The sequence below is a fragment of the Micromonospora haikouensis genome (assembly GCF_900091595.1).
Lineage (GTDB): Bacteria > Actinomycetota > Actinomycetes > Mycobacteriales > Micromonosporaceae > Micromonospora > Micromonospora haikouensis.
On the sequence record NZ_FMCW01000004.1, the window covers coordinates 52,603 to 66,897 of the forward strand.

Genomic DNA, 14,295 nt, shown 5'->3' on the forward strand with positions numbered 1-14,295 from the left:
GCCGACGGCGGGCACGGAAGCCTCGGGCCGACGAAAGCCCACGGAATGCCTCGGGCCGACGGCGTCCGGTCAGGCGAGGGCGGCCAGCCTCGCCGCCCAGTCGCCGCCGACCGGCTCCAGCTCGACCAGCCGGGTGTCGTCGTCGCGCCTGTCGATCCGGACCCGCAGGTGTGCGTCGACCAACTGCTCGACCAGCCCCTCGCCCCACTCGACGACGGTGACCGAGTCGTCGACCGACGCGTCCAGGTCGAGGTCGTCGATCTCGGCGCGCGGGTCGGCCGCGTCCCCGAGCCGGTACGCGTCGGCGTGCACCAGCGCGACGCCCCGGCCCCGTACCGGATCGGGCCGGTGCACCCGGGCGATCACGAAGGTCGGCGAGGTGATGTCGCCGAGCACGCCGAGGCCCGCGCCGATGCCCTGGGTCAACGCGGTCTTGCCGGCACCGAGTGGACCGGTGAGCAGCAGCAGGTCACCGGCGTGCAGCACCCCGGCGAGCCGGCGGCCGAACGCGTGGGTGTCCGCCACCGTCGGCAGCGTCACGCGCACACCGGCACCGGCCGCGTCGGCTCGGCTCACAGCCCCTCCAGGAAGCGGGCCAGGGCTCCGTTGACCTCGTCGGCGTGCTCCAGCATCACCACGTGCCCGCTGTCGTGGATCTTGAGGTATTCGGCGTGCGGCAGCCGCCGGACGATCTCCTCCGAGTGGGTCACGGGGGTGATCATGTCCTTGTCGCCGACCACCACCAGCACCGGGGTGCCGGCCAACGCGGCCAGCGCCGGATATCGGGAGTGGGTGGCCAGCGTGCGCAGGTAGCGGGTGACCGTGTCGGCCGACGTGCGGGAGTTCATCAGCTCGACGTACGACACGAGGGCCGGGCTGGGCTTCGGGGTGCCGAAGCCGTACTTGCGGGTGAGCAGCCACGCCACGTTGGACGTCGACTTGCGCGCGGCGTCGATCGCCGGCCCGCCGTAGCGGGTGGCGTTGCTCACCATGTAGAGCACCGGCGCGCCGACCCGGCCGAGCAGTGCCGGGGCGACGAGCTTCGTCTCGGCCAGCAGCCCGCCCGAGGTGGCCATCAGCACCGTGCCGACCACCCGGTCGCCGAACAGCTCCGGGTAGAGCTCGGCGAACGCCATGATGGTCATGCCGCCCATCGAGTGGCCGACGAGCACGAGCGGGCCCTCCGGGGCGGTCCGGTCGATGACCCGACGCAGCGTGCGGCCGAGCGCGGCGAGATCGTATTCGCCGGTCTCCAGCCGCCCCGACCGGCCGTGCCCCGGCTGGTCGTACGCGACGATGCGGTGCTCGCCCCGCTCGGCGAGCATCTTGCGCTGGAAGTGGAACGTGCCCATGTCCAGGCAGAAGCCGTGCACCAGCACCACCGTCGGGTGCCCGGGGACGGGCCGGGTCGGCTCCACCACTTCGACGTGGATGTCGGTGCCGTCGGGCAGCTCCAGCCGGAACGCCTCGTCGTAGCGCTGCTGGCCGAAGACCTCGTCGGCGTACGGGTCGGCGGGATCCGCCTTGAGCCGACGGACCAGGGCGCGCTCGCTCACCACGCCCGCCGCGAGCCCGGCGGCGGCCACCCCGACGGCCGCTCCGACGACCCCGGCCACCCGGCCGGCGGCGGTGCGGGGCCGGGGGATGCGGAAGCCCCTGCGCTCGCTCACGGCCGCTCGCCGTCGTAGACGCGGGGCACCCGGACCCCGCCGAAACGGGTGACGATCTCGTAGTTGATCGTGCCGACCGCCTCGGCCCAGTCGTCGGCGGTGGGCTCGCCGTCGGCCCCGGGGCCGAACAGGGTCGCCACGTCGCCGGCCACCACCGGGTCGTCGCCGCAGTCGACCACGAACTGGTCCATGCAGACCCGGCCCGAGACCGTCCGCCGCCGGCCGGCGAGCTGCACCGGGCCGGTGTTGGAGGCGTGCCGGGGCACCCCGTCGGCGTAGCCGAGCGGCACCACGGCCAGGTTGGCGTCGGCGTCGGTGAGGTAGGTGTGCCCGTAGGACACGCCGCTGCCGGCGGGCACCCGCTTGGTGAGCATGACCCGGGCCCGGGCGGTCATCGCCGGGCGCAGCCCGAACCGCTCGCCGGCCACCGGGGACAGCCCGTAGGTCGCGAGCCCGGGCCGGACCAGGTCGAAGTGGGTGTCGGGGCGGGTCAGGGTCGCGGCGGAGTTGGCCAGGTGCCGGTAGCGCGGGCGCAGCCCCGCCCGCTCGACCATGGCCAGCCCCTCGTGGAAGACCGCGAGCTGACGGTCGGTCGTCGGGTGGCCGGGCAGGTCCGCGTAGACGAAGTGGCTCCACACGCCGACCACCTCGACCAGGCCGTCGGCCTGGGCCTTCGCGGCGGCCTCCAGCAGCGCCGGCCAGTCGGCGACGGTGGCCCCGCCCCGGGCCAGCCCCGTGTCGATCTTGAGGTGCAGCCGGGCCGGGCGGTCGGCGAGCCGGCTGGCCTCGACCATCTCGTCGAGCTGGGTGAGGCTCGCGGCGGCCAGGTCCACCCCGGCCGCGACGCCCTCGTGCAGCGGCAACCCGGGGGCGAGCAGCCAGGCCAGCACGGGCGCGTCGAGGCCGGCCCGGCGCAGCGTCAGCGCCTCGTCGAGGGTGCAGACGCCGAGCCAGTCCGCGCCGGCGTCGAGCGCGGCGCGGGCCGACGGCACCATGCCGTGGCCGTAGCCGTCGGCCTTGACCACCGCCATCAGCTCGGCGCCGGTGCCGGCCCGCAGCCGCGTCACGTTCTCCCGGATCGCGTCAAGATCGACCCGCACCTCGGACTGCCACATGTGCCCAGCCTACTGACCGGGGTGCCGGAGGCTTTGCCATGTCGGGCGGATGGCGGTATCCGGGGGCGAAGGACCCCGCCACGTCGCCGGCATGGTGTCGATCAGCCCGAGCCCGGCCGCCCGTGGAGCAGGCCGGCCACGACCGGGCGGAGCGCGGCGGCCACGTCGGGCGCGGTCACCGGGCCCGACCGGGCCGCCTCCCGCCCGGCCAGCCCGTGCAGGTACGCCGCCGCGGCGGCCGCCCGCTCCGGGGCCAGCCCGGCGGCGAGCAGCGAACCGAGCAGCCCGGCGAGCACGTCGCCGGTGCCCCCGGTGGCCAGCGCGGGGGTGCCGGTCGGGTTGACGTACGCCCGGCCGTCGGGGGTGGCGACGATCGTGCGGTCCCCCTTGAGCAGGACCACCGCGTTCATCCAGGCGGCCAGCCGCAGCGCGGCGGCGGCCCGGTCCGCGCCCGGCTCCTCCCCGCAGAGCCGGGCGAACTCCCGGTCGTGCGGGGTGACCACGATCGGCGCGTCCCGCTGGCGCAGCCGGTCCGCCATCGACCCGTCCACGAGCAGGGTCAGCGCGTCGGCGTCGAGCACCACCGGCACCGGGGCGGCGAGCACCGCCCGCAGCTCGGCGGCGGCCTCCTCGCCGGTGCCCAGCCCCGAGCCGCAGACCCACGCCTGGACGCGGCCGGCGTCGGCGACCCGGCCGCTCGCGATCACGGAGGGGTGCTGGAGCAGCACGTCGGCGCGGGCGCTGCCGGCGTAGCGGACCAGGCCCGTCGGGCCGGCGAGCGCGCCGCCGACGGAGAGCACGGCCGCACCCGGGTACGCCGCCGAGCCTGTCGCCAGGCCCACCACGCCCCGGGTGTACTTCTCGGCGGCCGGGCCCAGCTCGGGCCACCAGTCGACGACGTCGGAACGCTCGGTGACCCGCAGCGCGGGCGTGCCGCGCAGCCACGGCCCCAGGCCGATGTCGACCAGCTCGACCTGGCCGGCCAGCGCCGCCGCCGGGCCCACCACCAGGGCGGGCTTCAGCGCGCCGAACGCCACCGTCACGTCGGCCCGGATCGCGGTCAGCCGCCCGGAGGCGGCCGGCGGCACGTGGCCGGTGTCCACGGCCACGCCGCTGGGCACGTCCACGGCGACCACCGCGGCCCGCCCGCCGTCGCGGCCGCGCAGGCCGGGCAGCTCGCCGGCCAGCCGGTCGGCCGCCTCGCGCAGCCCGCCGGCGCCGCCGATCCCGACGATCCCGTCCACCACCAGGTCGACCACGGCGGGCGGCCGGTCCACCAGGCAGCCCCCGGCGGCACGCAGCGCGGCCAGCCCCGCCGCGTGCGCCCGGCCCGGGGTGAGCAGCAGGACCGAGACCGCGGCGCCCCGGCGGGCCAGCCGCTGGCCCGCGTACAGGGCGTCGCCGCCGTTGTCTCCCGTGCCGACCAGCAGCAGCACCCGGGCCCCGTACACCCCGCCCCGGTCGGCGAGCAGCAGCGCGCAGCGGCGGGCCAGCCCGGCCGCCGCCCGGTGCATCAGCGTGCCGGCGGGGAGGGTGGCCATCAGCCCGGCCTCCGCCGCCCGGACGTCCGCGACCCGCCACACCGGTTTCATGCCGCCACGCCCCGTCCGGCGGTCGCGCCGGGGCCGCCGTCGCCGGCATCGTCCGCGTGCCGGGTCCGCCCCGGCCCGTCGAGGATCATGGCCTCACCCTACCGGCGGGGGCGGCCGCAGGTTACCCGTCGGGTCGACTGTGGGCAATGCCTGTGGACAACCCGAGGGTACGACCGTCGCCCGTTGTCCACAGGGCGTTCCGGTCGGCGGGGCGGCTGCCTAGCGTCGACGGCGTCGCTGTCCACCCGTCGACGGCGGGGTCGCCGGCCCACCCGGGCCGCCGCGCCGCCCGTCATCTCGTGACGGGGCACCGAGCCGGAGGAGTCCGCCGATGACCGAGGAGCCGTTCACCGTCCGCCCGGAGCTGCTGCGGGAGGTCGCCGGCGCGCTGGGCGACCTCGCGTACCAGCTCGGGCACGGGCTGTCCGGCGTGCCCGGGCTTGCGGTGCCGGCGCCCGGCTGGCGGTCGGCGGGCGCCCTGGCCGGCCTGGAGTCGGCCGCGCACGCCTGGTGTGGCGCGCTCGGCGCACGGGTCGCCGCCGCCCAGGGGGCGCTCACCGTCGCCGCCGAGGGCTACCAGGCGGCCGACGAGCGGGCCGCCCACCGGCTCACGACGCTGCCCCGGTGAGCACGGCGGCGCGCGGGCGCGCGGGCGGCGGGAGCCCGGCGGCGGCCGGCGGGGATGGCGGCCCGGCCAGGGCCGGTGCCGGTGGGGCTGGCCGTGCCGGCGGCACCGACGCGGCCGGCGGGCGGGCGTCCCCCGACGCCGGGGGCGACGCCTACGCCCGGCTGTGGGCGGCCGACCCGGGCCGGTGGGCGGCGGCCGGCGCGGCCTGGCGGGGGCTGACCGGGCTGGTCGACCGGCGGGCGGCCGAGCTGGACGGGGCGGCCCGGGCGCTGCGGGGCGGCTGGGCGGGCGCTGCGGCCGGGGCGGCGGGCGGGCGGATCGGCGCGCTCCGGTCCGAGCTGGCGGCCCTCGCGCCGGCGGTGATCGAGACCGACCAGGTGCTCGCCGAGCTGGCCGGGCGGTTGCAGCGGGCCAAGGCCCGGCTGACCGAGGCGGTCGCCCTCGCCGACGACGGCGGGGTGCGGCTGGACCGGCGGGGCCGGGCGAGCGCCGACCCGGCGCGGGCACAGCCCGGCGGGCCCGCCCCCGTGGCGCGGGTCGCCGCCGCCGTGGCAGCGGCCCTGGAACTGGCCGACGCGGCCGACCGGGAGGCCGCCGGCCGGCTCGACGAGCTGACCCGGGCGGCCGGCGCGGGCTGGGTGGCCCCGCCCCCACCCTGGCGTCCGCCGCCGGGTGCCAGTCCGGCGACCGTCCGGTCCTGGTGGGCCGGGCTCACGCCCGCGCAGCGCCGCTGGCTGGTGGCCCGGGAGCCCGAGCTGGTCGGCCGCCTCGACGGGGTGCCCGTGGCGGCCCGGGACCAGGCGAACCGGCTGCTGGTCGACCGGCGGCGGGCGGTGCTGCTGGCCGAGCGCCGCCGGCTGCTCGACCGGCTGCCGCGCGGGCCGGTGGAGCTGGCCGGGCTGGCCCGGGTGGAGGGGGCCTTGACGGGGCTGGACGCGTTGGCGGCCCGGCTGAACGGCGGCGGGCAGCCCCGGGCGTACCTGCTGGGGCTGGACACGGGCGGCGAGGGGCGGACGGTCGTGGCGCTGGGCGACCCGGACCGGGCCGACCGGGTGCTGACCTACGTGCCGGGGATGACCGCCGGCCTCGCCGACGCCACGGGTGAGCTGGGCCGGGCCGCCCAGGTGCAGGCCCGCTGCGCGGCGCTGGACCCGACGGCGTCCACCGCGGCGGTGCTCTGGCTGGACTACGACGCGCCGGACTTCCTACACGAGGCCGTGCTGCCCCACCAGGCCCGGGACGCCGGCCCGGCGCTGCACCGGTTCCAGGAGGGGCTGCGGGCGACGCACGAGGGCCCGCCGGCCCGGCAGACGGTGCTGGGGCACAGCTACGGCTCGCTGGTCGTGGGCACCGCCGCCCGCGACCACGGGCTCGCCGCCGACGCGCTGGTCTTCGTCGGCTCGCCGGGCGTCGGCGTGGACCGGGCCGACGGGCTGCGGCTGCCCAGCGGCGAGGTCTGGGCGAGCACGGCGCCCGACGACGGGATCCGGCTGGCCCCCGCCCCCGACGAGCTGCCCCGCCGCGTCCTGCGCGGGCTCAGTCCGCTGGCGGCCGTGCTGACCGGCCGGGACGACCACGCGCTGTGGTTCGGCCACGACCCAGCCGACCCGGGCTTCGGCGGGCGCACCTTCCCCAGCGGCCGATACGGCCACACCGGCTACTGGGACCCGGCCAACCCGGCCCTGGACGGCATGGCCCGCGTCGTCCTGGGCCGGTGACCGGCCCCTCCCGCAGGCGGCGAGCCGCCGGCCCGTCGCCCTGGCGGGCAGGCCGGTGGCGCGCGACGCTCCGGGAGGGCCGGCCCCGGGCCGCTACTCGACGGTGACGGACTTGGCGAGGTTGCGGGGCTGGTCGACGTCGTGGCCCCGGGCCGCCGCGATCTCCGCCGCGAGCACCTGCAACGGCACGGTGGTCACCAGGGGCGCGAGCAGCGTCGGCGTACGCGGCACCCGGATCAGGTGGTCGGCGTAGCGGACGACCGCCTCGTCGCCCTCCTCGGCGATCACGATGGTGCGGGCCCCCCGGGCGCGTACCTCCTGGATGTTGGAGACGACCTTGTCGTGCAGCATGCCCCGGCCGACGGGCGACGGCACGATGCAGATCACCGGGGTGCCCTGGTCGATGAGCGCGATCGGGCCGTGCTTGAGCTCGCCGGCGGCGAAGCCCTCGGCGTGCATGTACGCCAGCTCCTTGAGCTTGAGCGCGCCCTCCAGGGCGACGGGGTAGCCGACGTGCCGGCCGATGAACAGCACGGTCGGCTCGGACCTGATCTCCCGGGCCAGCTCCCGCACGGGCTCGATCCGGCCCAGCAGCTCGCGCAGCTTGCCGGGCATCTGGTGGAGCTGGTCCACGACGGCGGCCACCTCGTCGGCGAACTTGATCCCGCGCACCTGGGCGAGGTGCAGGCCGATGAGATAGCAGGCGACGAGCTGGGTGAGGAACGCCTTGGTGGAGGCGACGGCGATCTCGGGCCCGCCGTGGGTGTAGAGGACGGCGTCGGACTCGCGCGGAATGGTCGAGCCGTTGGTGTTGCAGATGGCGAGCACCCGGGCCTTCTGCTCCTTGGCGTGCCGCAGCGCCATGAGCGTGTCCATGGTCTCGCCCGACTGGGAGATCACGATGATCAGCGTGGACCGGTCGAGGACGGGGTCGCGGTAGCGGAACTCGCTGGCCAGCTCCACCTCGCACGGGATCCGGGTCCAGTGCTCGATGGCATACTTCGCGACCAGACCCGAGTGGTAGGCGGTGCCGCACGCGACGATGAAGATCTTGTCGACGTCGCGCAGGTCCTGGTCGCTGAGGCGGACCTCGTCGAGCATGATCTCGCCGCTGTCGGTGAGCCGGCCGAGCAGGGTGTCGGCGACGGCCTGCGGCTGCTCCTCGATCTCCTTGAGCATGAACCAGTCGTAGCCGCCCTTCTCGGCGGCCGAGGAGTCCCAGTCGATGTGGAAGTCCTTGCCGGTGGCCGGCAGGCCGGCGAAGTCGGTGATCTCGATCGAGTCGGCGGTGATCAGGACGATCTGGTCCTGGCCCAGCTCGACCGCGTCGCGGGTGTGCTCGATGAACGCCGCGACGTCGCTGGCGAGATAGTTCTCCCCGTCGCCCCGGCCGACCACCAGTGGCGAGTTGCGGCGGGCCCCGACCACCGCGCCGGGCACCGCCGCGTCGACGGCGAGCAGCGTGAACGCGCCTTCGAGGCGCTGGCAGACCACCCGCATCGCGGCGGCGAGCAGCTGCGGGCCGTCGGGCTCGCCGGCGGCGCGCAGGTCGGCCAGCGCGGCGGAGAGCAGGTGGGCGGCGCACTCGGTGTCGGTGTCGCTGCTGAACTGGACGCCGTCGTCCTCCAGCTCGGCGCGGAGCTTCGCGAAGTTCTCGATGATGCCGTTGTGGATCACGGCGACCCGCCCGTCCGGGGCGAGGTGCGGGTGGGCGTTGCGGTCGGTGGGGCCGCCGTGGGTGGCCCACCGGGTGTGCCCGATGCCGGTGGTGCCGTCCCCGATGCCGATCGGGCTGGCGGCGCAGGCCTCCGGGTCGGTGGCGGCCCGCTCGGCGAGCACCTTCTCGAGGTTGGCCAGCTTGCCCGCCTTCTTCTCCATCAGCAGCTCGTCGGCGCACACGACGGCCACCCCGGCCGAGTCGTAGCCCCGGTACTCCAGGCGGCGCAAGCCGTCGAGCACGATGCCGAGCGCCGGGCGCGCGCCGGCGTAACCCACGATTCCACACATGGTCCGCAGCCTAACCCAGTTTCGCTCACCACGCGTGCGCAGAAGCCGGGTAAACAAGCATCGAGCTTGAGCGAATTGGTGGGGCGGGCCGCTCCGGGGACGAATCTCCCGGCCCGCCCAGGCACCGTGCCGACGCGTGCCCGCTGGCGGCCACCCGGCCGTACCCCCTCGGCGGGCCCACCGGGCACCCTCCGCCGGCCGGCCGAGGGTGGGCGCGGTCGGGGCGAGCCCGTAGGCTGACGCGGGTGACGACGACGCCCGCCGATGTCGATCCGCTGGTGGCCCGGATGCGGCCGTTCGGGACGACCATTTTCGCCGAGATGTCCGCCCTGGCCGTCCGCACCGGCGCGGTCAACCTGGGGCAGGGCTTCCCCGACACCGACGGGCCGCCCGAGATGCTCGCCGCCGCCGCCGAGGCGCTGCGCGGCGGCCAGAACCAGTACCCGCCCGGTCCGGGCATTCCCGCGCTGCGGGCCGCCGTCGCCGCCCACCAGCGCCGGTTCTGGGGCCTGGAGTACGACCCGGACGGCGAGGTCGTGATCACCGCCGGGGCCACCGAGGCGATCGCCGCGAGCATCCTCGCCCTCTGCGAGCCGGGCGACGAGGTGGTCTGCTTCGAGCCGTACTACGACTCGTACGCGGCCTCGATCGCCCTCGCCGGCGCGGTGCGGCGGCCGGTGACGCTGCGGCCCGAGGCAGACGGCCGGTACGCCTTCGACCCGGCGGCGCTGCGCGCCGCGTTCGGGCCGCGTACGCGGCTGGTCCTGCTGAACTCCCCGCACAACCCGACGGGCAAGGTCTTCACCCGCGAGGAGCTGACCCTGGTCGCCGAGCTGTGCCGCGAGCACGACGCGTACGCGGTGACCGACGAGGTGTACGAGCACCTGGTCTTCGCCGACGCCGCCACGCCGCACGTGCCGCTGGCCACCCTGCCCGGCATGCGCGAGCGCACCCTGCGGATCTCGTCGGCCGGCAAGACGTTCTCCTGCACGGGGTGGAAGGTGGGCTGGATCAGCGGGCCGGCGCCGCTGGTCTCGGCGGCGCTGCGGGTCAAGCAGTTCCTCACCTACGTCAACGGCGCGCCACTGCAGCCGGCGGTGGCGGTGGCGCTGGCCCTGCCGGACGCCTACTTCGCGGAGTTCGCGGCCGGGATGCAGGCCCGCCGGGACCAGTTGGTCGCCGGGCTGACCGACGCGGGCTTCGGCGTTCTCCCGCCCGAGGGGACGTACTTCGTCACGGCCGACATCGGCCCGCTCGGCGGGCGGGACGGGGTCGAGTTCTGCCGGTCGCTGCCGGCGCGGTGCGGGGTGGTGGCCGTGCCGACGCAGGTGTTCTACGACGACGCCGAGGCGGGCCGGCGGCTGGTCCGGTTCGCGTTCTGCAAGCGACCGGAGGTGCTCGCGGAGGCCGTCACCCGGCTGCGCGACCTGACCTGACCCGGGCTCCCTGCCCCGCTCGCACCCGAACCCGCCACCACGACGCCGGCGTTCCCGCCGGGCGGGTGTGAGAAGGGGCCCCTTCTATGCAGAAAGCGTTAACAAGGGGCCCTTCCTTACCCCTACTGGGCGGGGCTGGCGGCGCGGACCTGCTCGGCGATGCGCTCGGCGACCTCGCGGGCGGCCTGCTCGGTGGCCGCCTCGACCATCACTCGGACGAGGGGCTCGGTGCCCGAGGGGCGCAGCAGCACCCGGCCGGTCTCGCCCAGTTCCGCCTCGGCCCGCTCGACCTCGGCCCGGACGGCCGGCGCGGCGGCGCCCACCGAGCGGTCCCCGACCGGCACGTTGATCAGCACCTGGGGCAGCTTGGTCACCACGGCGGCCAGGTCGGCGAGGGTGCGGCCGGTGGCGGCCATCCGGGCCATCAGGTGCAGCCCGGTGAGCACCCCGTCGCCGGTGGTCGCGTAGGCCGGCATGACGATGTGCCCGCTCTGCTCGCCGCCGAGGGCGAGGCCGGAGCCGCGCAGCTCCTCCAGGACGTACCGGTCGCCGACCTTCGTCTCGATCAGCCGGATGCCCTGCGCGGACATGGCCAGCCGCAGGCCGAGGTTGCTCATCACGGTGGCGACGAGCGTGTCGTCGGTGAGCGCGCCGGCCTCCCGCATGGCCACGGCGAGGATCGCCATCACCTGGTCGCCGTCGACCTCGACCCCGTCGGCGGTGACCGCCACGCACCGGTCGGCGTCGCCGTCGTGGGCGATGCCCAGGTGCGCCCCGTGCTCGACCACGGCCTCGCGCAGCGCGTCGATGTGGTTGGAGCCGCAGTCGTCGTTGATGTTGAGGCCGTCCGGCTCGGCGTGGATGGCGACGACCTCGGCCCCCGCCTCCCGGTACGCCACCGGCGCGACCTCGGCCGCCGCGCCGTTGGCGCAGTCGACCACGACCTTGATGCCGTCGAGGCGGTGCGGCACGGTGCCGACGAGGTGCTGCACGTAGTGGTCCGCGCCGTCGAGCAGGTCGTGCACGCGCCCCACCCCGGCGCCGGTCGGCCGGTCCCACGCGGTGACGGCGTTCGCCTCGACGGCCGCCTCGATCCGGGTCTCGATCTCGTCGGGCAGCTTGTGGCCGCCGGCCGCGAAGAGCTTGATCCCGTTGTCGGGCATGGGGTTGTGCGAGGCGGAGAGCATCACGCCCAGGTCGGCCTTGGCCTCGGCGGTGAGGAACGCCACGGCGGGGGTGGGCAGCACGCCGACGCGCACGACGTTGGCGCCCGCGCTGGTGAGGCCGGCGACCACGGCGGCCTCCAGCATCTCGCCGCTGGCCCGGGTGTCCCGGCCGACCACGGCCAGCGGCGGATGGCTGCGGTCCGTCTCGGCCAGTGTGTGGGCGGCGGCCACCGCCACCGCGAGCGCGAGCTCCGGGGTGAGATCCGCGTTCGCGCGCCCGCGTACGCCGTCCGTGCCGAACAACCGGCCCATACCCGCCAACCTCCGATGAAATGGTGCAAGAGAGAAAGCGAAACGGCCGGGCCACCTCCCGGCGAGGAGAGGTGGACCCGGCCGTTTCGTCAGAAGTACAACGTGCCGCTGTTGGTCAGCGCTTCGAGTACTGGGGAGCCTTACGGGCCTTCTTGAGGCCGTACTTCTTGCTCTCCTTGACCCGGGCGTCACGGGTCAGGAAGCCGGCCTTCTTCAGGGCCGGGCGGTCGTCGGGCTCGCTGACGATCAGCGCCCGCGCGATCGCGAGCCGCAGCGCACCGGCCTGGCCGGTGGTGCCGCCGCCCCGCAGGTTGGCGATGACGTCGAAGGCCTCGGGCTTCTCGGCGGTCACCAGCGGGTCCTTGATGAGCTGCTGGTGCACCTTGCTCGGGAAGTAGGCCTCGAGGTCGCGGCCGTTGCAGGTGATCTTGCCGCTGCCGGGGACGATGCGCACCCGGACGATGGCCTCCTTGCGGCGGCCAACGGTCTGGATCGGGCGGTCGCCGCGGGGCGCGCGGACGACGGGCGCCGGCGCCTCGGTGGCCTCGGGGGCAACCTCGGTCTCGGTGATGTCGGTCATGCTGTTTCCTTCGCCCGCGCTCACTGCGCGATCTGCTTGATCTCGAACGGCGTCGGCTGCTGCGCGCCGTGCGGGTGCTCGGCACCGGCGTAGACCTTCAGCTTCTTGATGAGCTGACGGCCGAGCTTGTTGTGCGGGAGCATCCCCTTCACGGCCAGCTCGATGGCCCGCTCGGGGCGCTTGCTGAGCAGCTCCTCGTAGCCGACCTGCTTGAGGCCGCCCGGGTAACCGGAGTGGCGGTAGGCGACCTTCTGCTGGCGCTTGTTGCCGGTCAGCGCGACCTTGCCCGCGTTCACGACGACGACGAAGTCGCCCGTGTCGACGTGCGGCGCGAAAGTCGGCTTGTGCTTGCCACGCAGCAGCGTGGCGGCGTGGGTCGCGAGGCGGCCCAGCACGACATCAGAGGCGTCGATGACGTGCCACTGACGCTCGATCTCACCCGGCTTCGGGCTGTACGTACGCACAGGTCTACCTTGTCTCGTCGTCGGTCTGGGGTCGCGCGCCGAGGTGACCAGGACAACCCGGCCGGACCAGCGCGCACGAACGACCAAGCGTACCTGATGCGGCACGCCTCTAGATGTCGTACAACAGCAGGCAACGATACCCGGGGCCGGGTCGGCAGGTCAAAACGGGGGGCCGCCCGGCGCGGCCCCCCGTTTCGATCATGACCAGGGTCACACTCCGGCGCGGGCCATCCGGGAGCCGGGCCGCACGTACGCGACCCAGGTGACCACCAGCAGCACCAGGAAGAAGCCGACGTAGAAGCGCAGCGCCGGCTGGATGCCGCCGTAGGTGGACTTGGCCCAGGCGTAGCAGATCGGGACGAGGAAGCCACCGAACGCGCCGACGGAGGAGATGATGCCCAGCGCCCCGGCCGCCTGCCGGCGCATGGACAGCATGGTCTCCGGGGAGCCGCCCAGGTCCTCCCCCTTGACCCGGAAGATCTTGGAGATCATCCGGTACGTCGACCCGTTGCCGATCCCGGTCGCCACGAACAGCAGCATGAACGCGGCGAAGAACACGCCCAGGCTGCGCTCCTGCACCGACCAGAGCGCGCCGTACGCCCCGACGGCCATCAGCACGAAGCTGCCGATGGTGACCCGGGCCCCGCCCATGCGGTCGGCCAGCCGCCCGCCCAGCGGGCGGAAGAACGAGCCGATCCCGGCGCCGATGAACGCCCAGCTCAGCGCGATGTCGGGCCGGCCGAACACCGAGTTGAGCAGGGTGGGGAAGGCGGCCGAGTAGCCGATGAACGAGCCGAAGGTGCCGATGTACAGCAGCGACATGATCCAGGTGTCGGCGTGCCGCAGCGAGGACAGGACCGGCTTCACGTCCGCCTTCGCCTCGGCCAGGTTGTTCATGAACAGGTACGCGCAGACGGCCGCGGCGACGGCGAGCGGGACGTACATCAGGCCGGCCCGGGAGAGCGCGAGCCCGCCGCCCAGCACGACCACCTGGGGCACCAGGAACTGCACGACCGCGACGCCGATGTTGCCGCCGGCGGCGTTGAGGCCCAGCGCCCAGCCCTTCTCCCGCTCCGGGTAGAAGAAGGAGATGTTGGCCATGCTGGAGGCGAAGTTGCCGCCGCCGAGGCCGGCGGTGGCGGCGATCAGCAGCAGCGGGACGTACCCGATCTCCGGGTTCTCGACCGCCCACGCCAGGCCGAGGCAGGGCAGGACCAGCAGCAGCGCGGAGACGATGGTCCAGTTGCGGCCGCCGAAGATCGGCACCGCGAAGGTGTACGGCAGCCGCAGCAGCGCGCCGACCCCGCTGGGCACGGCGGTGAGCCACAGCGCCTGGCTGGTGCTGAGCTGCCAGCCGACGTCGTCGAGCCGGACGACGACGATGCTCCAGAGCAGCCAGACCGAGAAGCCGATGTGCTCGGCGAAGATCGAGTAGACGAGGTTCCGGCGGGCGATCGACCGGCCCACGGTCCGCCAGAAGCCCTGGTCCTCGGGGTCCCAGTGCCCGATCCACCGGCCCGGCCGGCGTTGCAGGTCGATCTCACCTGTGGGTTCGGTCTCGACCACCGTGCTGGTCATCCGCTGTCTCCTCCCGGCCGGGCGCTGCG

At 75.2% G+C, this 14,295-nt stretch carries 12 protein-coding genes; 3 read left to right on the top strand and 9 right to left on the bottom strand.

The window, feature by feature from the left end; genetic code table 11:
- Window positions 1–69 precede the first annotated feature (69 nt).
- The 4 genes from tsaE to GA0070558_RS05155 form a co-directional block, all read right to left on the bottom strand.
- Window positions 70–576, bottom strand: coding sequence for a tRNA (adenosine(37)-N6)-threonylcarbamoyltransferase complex ATPase subunit type 1 TsaE (tsaE, locus tag GA0070558_RS05140; protein ID WP_229404695.1), 507 nt, complete (start codon window positions 574–576; stop codon window positions 70–72).
- Window positions 573–1,670 carry an alpha/beta fold hydrolase gene (locus GA0070558_RS05145; protein WP_091276391.1) on the bottom strand — a complete coding sequence of 366 codons (1,098 nt, stop codon included), beginning with the start codon at window positions 1,668–1,670 and terminating at the stop codon, window positions 573–575. Before GA0070558_RS05145 ends, tsaE begins: the two co-directional genes overlap by 4 nt.
- Window positions 1,667–2,785 (bottom strand): alanine racemase, encoded by a 1,119-nt coding sequence (gene alr, locus GA0070558_RS05150; protein WP_091276393.1) that lies wholly within the window; start codon window positions 2,783–2,785, stop codon window positions 1,667–1,669. Before alr ends, GA0070558_RS05145 begins: the two co-directional genes overlap by 4 nt.
- A gap of 101 nt (window positions 2,786–2,886) precedes the next feature.
- Window positions 2,887–4,377: an NAD(P)H-hydrate dehydratase gene (locus tag GA0070558_RS05155; RefSeq protein WP_091276397.1), complete on the bottom strand. Its 1,491-nt coding sequence runs from the start codon at window positions 4,375–4,377 to the stop codon at window positions 2,887–2,889.
- 331 nt (window positions 4,378–4,708) lie between these two features.
- Between GA0070558_RS05155 and GA0070558_RS05160 the strand changes: the two genes are divergently transcribed.
- Together GA0070558_RS05160 and GA0070558_RS05165 are read left to right on the top strand one after the other, a co-directional pair.
- Window positions 4,709–5,005, top strand: coding sequence for a hypothetical protein (locus tag GA0070558_RS05160; RefSeq protein ID WP_077938333.1), 297 nt, complete (start codon window positions 4,709–4,711; stop codon window positions 5,003–5,005).
- A complete protein-coding gene (locus GA0070558_RS05165) occupies window positions 5,002–6,723 on the top strand; it encodes an alpha/beta hydrolase (protein ID WP_369523368.1) in 1,722 nt (573 codons plus the stop codon). Before GA0070558_RS05160 ends, GA0070558_RS05165 begins: the two co-directional genes overlap by 4 nt.
- Before the next feature lie 93 nt (window positions 6,724–6,816).
- On the opposite strand, the gene glmS is transcribed toward GA0070558_RS05165, so the two are convergent.
- Entirely contained in the window at window positions 6,817–8,730 is a 1,914-nt protein-coding gene (gene glmS / locus GA0070558_RS05170; RefSeq protein ID WP_077938331.1) for a glutamine--fructose-6-phosphate transaminase (isomerizing), read from the bottom strand.
- 245 nt (window positions 8,731–8,975) lie between these two features.
- Here glmS and GA0070558_RS05175 point away from each other — a divergent pair, with 245 nt between their 5' ends.
- Window positions 8,976–10,166 (top strand): pyridoxal phosphate-dependent aminotransferase, encoded by a 1,191-nt coding sequence (locus tag GA0070558_RS05175; RefSeq protein WP_091276400.1) that lies wholly within the window; start codon window positions 8,976–8,978, stop codon window positions 10,164–10,166.
- Between the two features lie 122 nt (window positions 10,167–10,288).
- On the opposite strand, the gene glmM is transcribed toward GA0070558_RS05175, so the two are convergent.
- The 4 genes from glmM to GA0070558_RS05195 all read right to left on the bottom strand — a co-directional run bounded on the left by glmM (window position 10,289) and on the right by GA0070558_RS05195 (window position 14,266).
- Window positions 10,289–11,644, bottom strand: a complete 1,356-nt coding sequence (gene glmM, locus GA0070558_RS05180) for a phosphoglucosamine mutase (RefSeq protein ID WP_077938329.1) — start codon at window positions 11,642–11,644, stop codon at window positions 10,289–10,291.
- Window positions 11,645–11,759: 115 nt separating this feature from the next.
- On the bottom strand, window positions 11,760–12,224 hold the full coding sequence (gene rpsI, locus GA0070558_RS05185; RefSeq protein ID WP_043965609.1) for a 30S ribosomal protein S9: 465 nt from the start codon (window positions 12,222–12,224) through the stop codon (window positions 11,760–11,762).
- 20 nt (window positions 12,225–12,244) lie between these two features.
- Window positions 12,245–12,688, bottom strand: a complete 444-nt coding sequence (gene rplM / locus GA0070558_RS05190; RefSeq protein WP_043965607.1) for a 50S ribosomal protein L13 — start codon at window positions 12,686–12,688, stop codon at window positions 12,245–12,247.
- Window positions 12,689–12,898: 210 nt separating this feature from the next.
- Window positions 12,899–14,266, bottom strand: a complete 1,368-nt coding sequence (locus GA0070558_RS05195) for a NarK family nitrate/nitrite MFS transporter (RefSeq protein WP_091276405.1) — start codon at window positions 14,264–14,266, stop codon at window positions 12,899–12,901.
- Between the last annotated feature and the right edge of the window lie 29 nt (window positions 14,267–14,295).

Coding starts and splice junctions, on each gene's coding strand:
- alr (WP_091276393.1), bottom strand. CDS start 2,785: ATGTGGCAGTCCGAGGTGCGGGTCGATCTTGACGCGATCCGGGAGAAC.
- GA0070558_RS05155 (WP_091276397.1), bottom strand. CDS start 4,377: ATGAAACCGGTGTGGCGGGTCGCGGACGTCCGGGCGGCGGAGGCCGGG.
- GA0070558_RS05160 (WP_077938333.1), top strand. CDS start 4,709: ATGACCGAGGAGCCGTTCACCGTCCGCCCGGAGCTGCTGCGGGAGGTC.
- glmS (WP_077938331.1), bottom strand. CDS start 8,730: ATGTGTGGAATCGTGGGTTACGCCGGCGCGCGCCCGGCGCTCGGCATC.
- glmM (WP_077938329.1), bottom strand. CDS start 11,644: ATGGGCCGGTTGTTCGGCACGGACGGCGTACGCGGGCGCGCGAACGCG.
- rpsI (WP_043965609.1), bottom strand. CDS start 12,224: ATGACCGACATCACCGAGACCGAGGTTGCCCCCGAGGCCACCGAGGCG.
- GA0070558_RS05195 (WP_091276405.1), bottom strand. CDS start 14,266: ATGACCAGCACGGTGGTCGAGACCGAACCCACAGGTGAGATCGACCTG.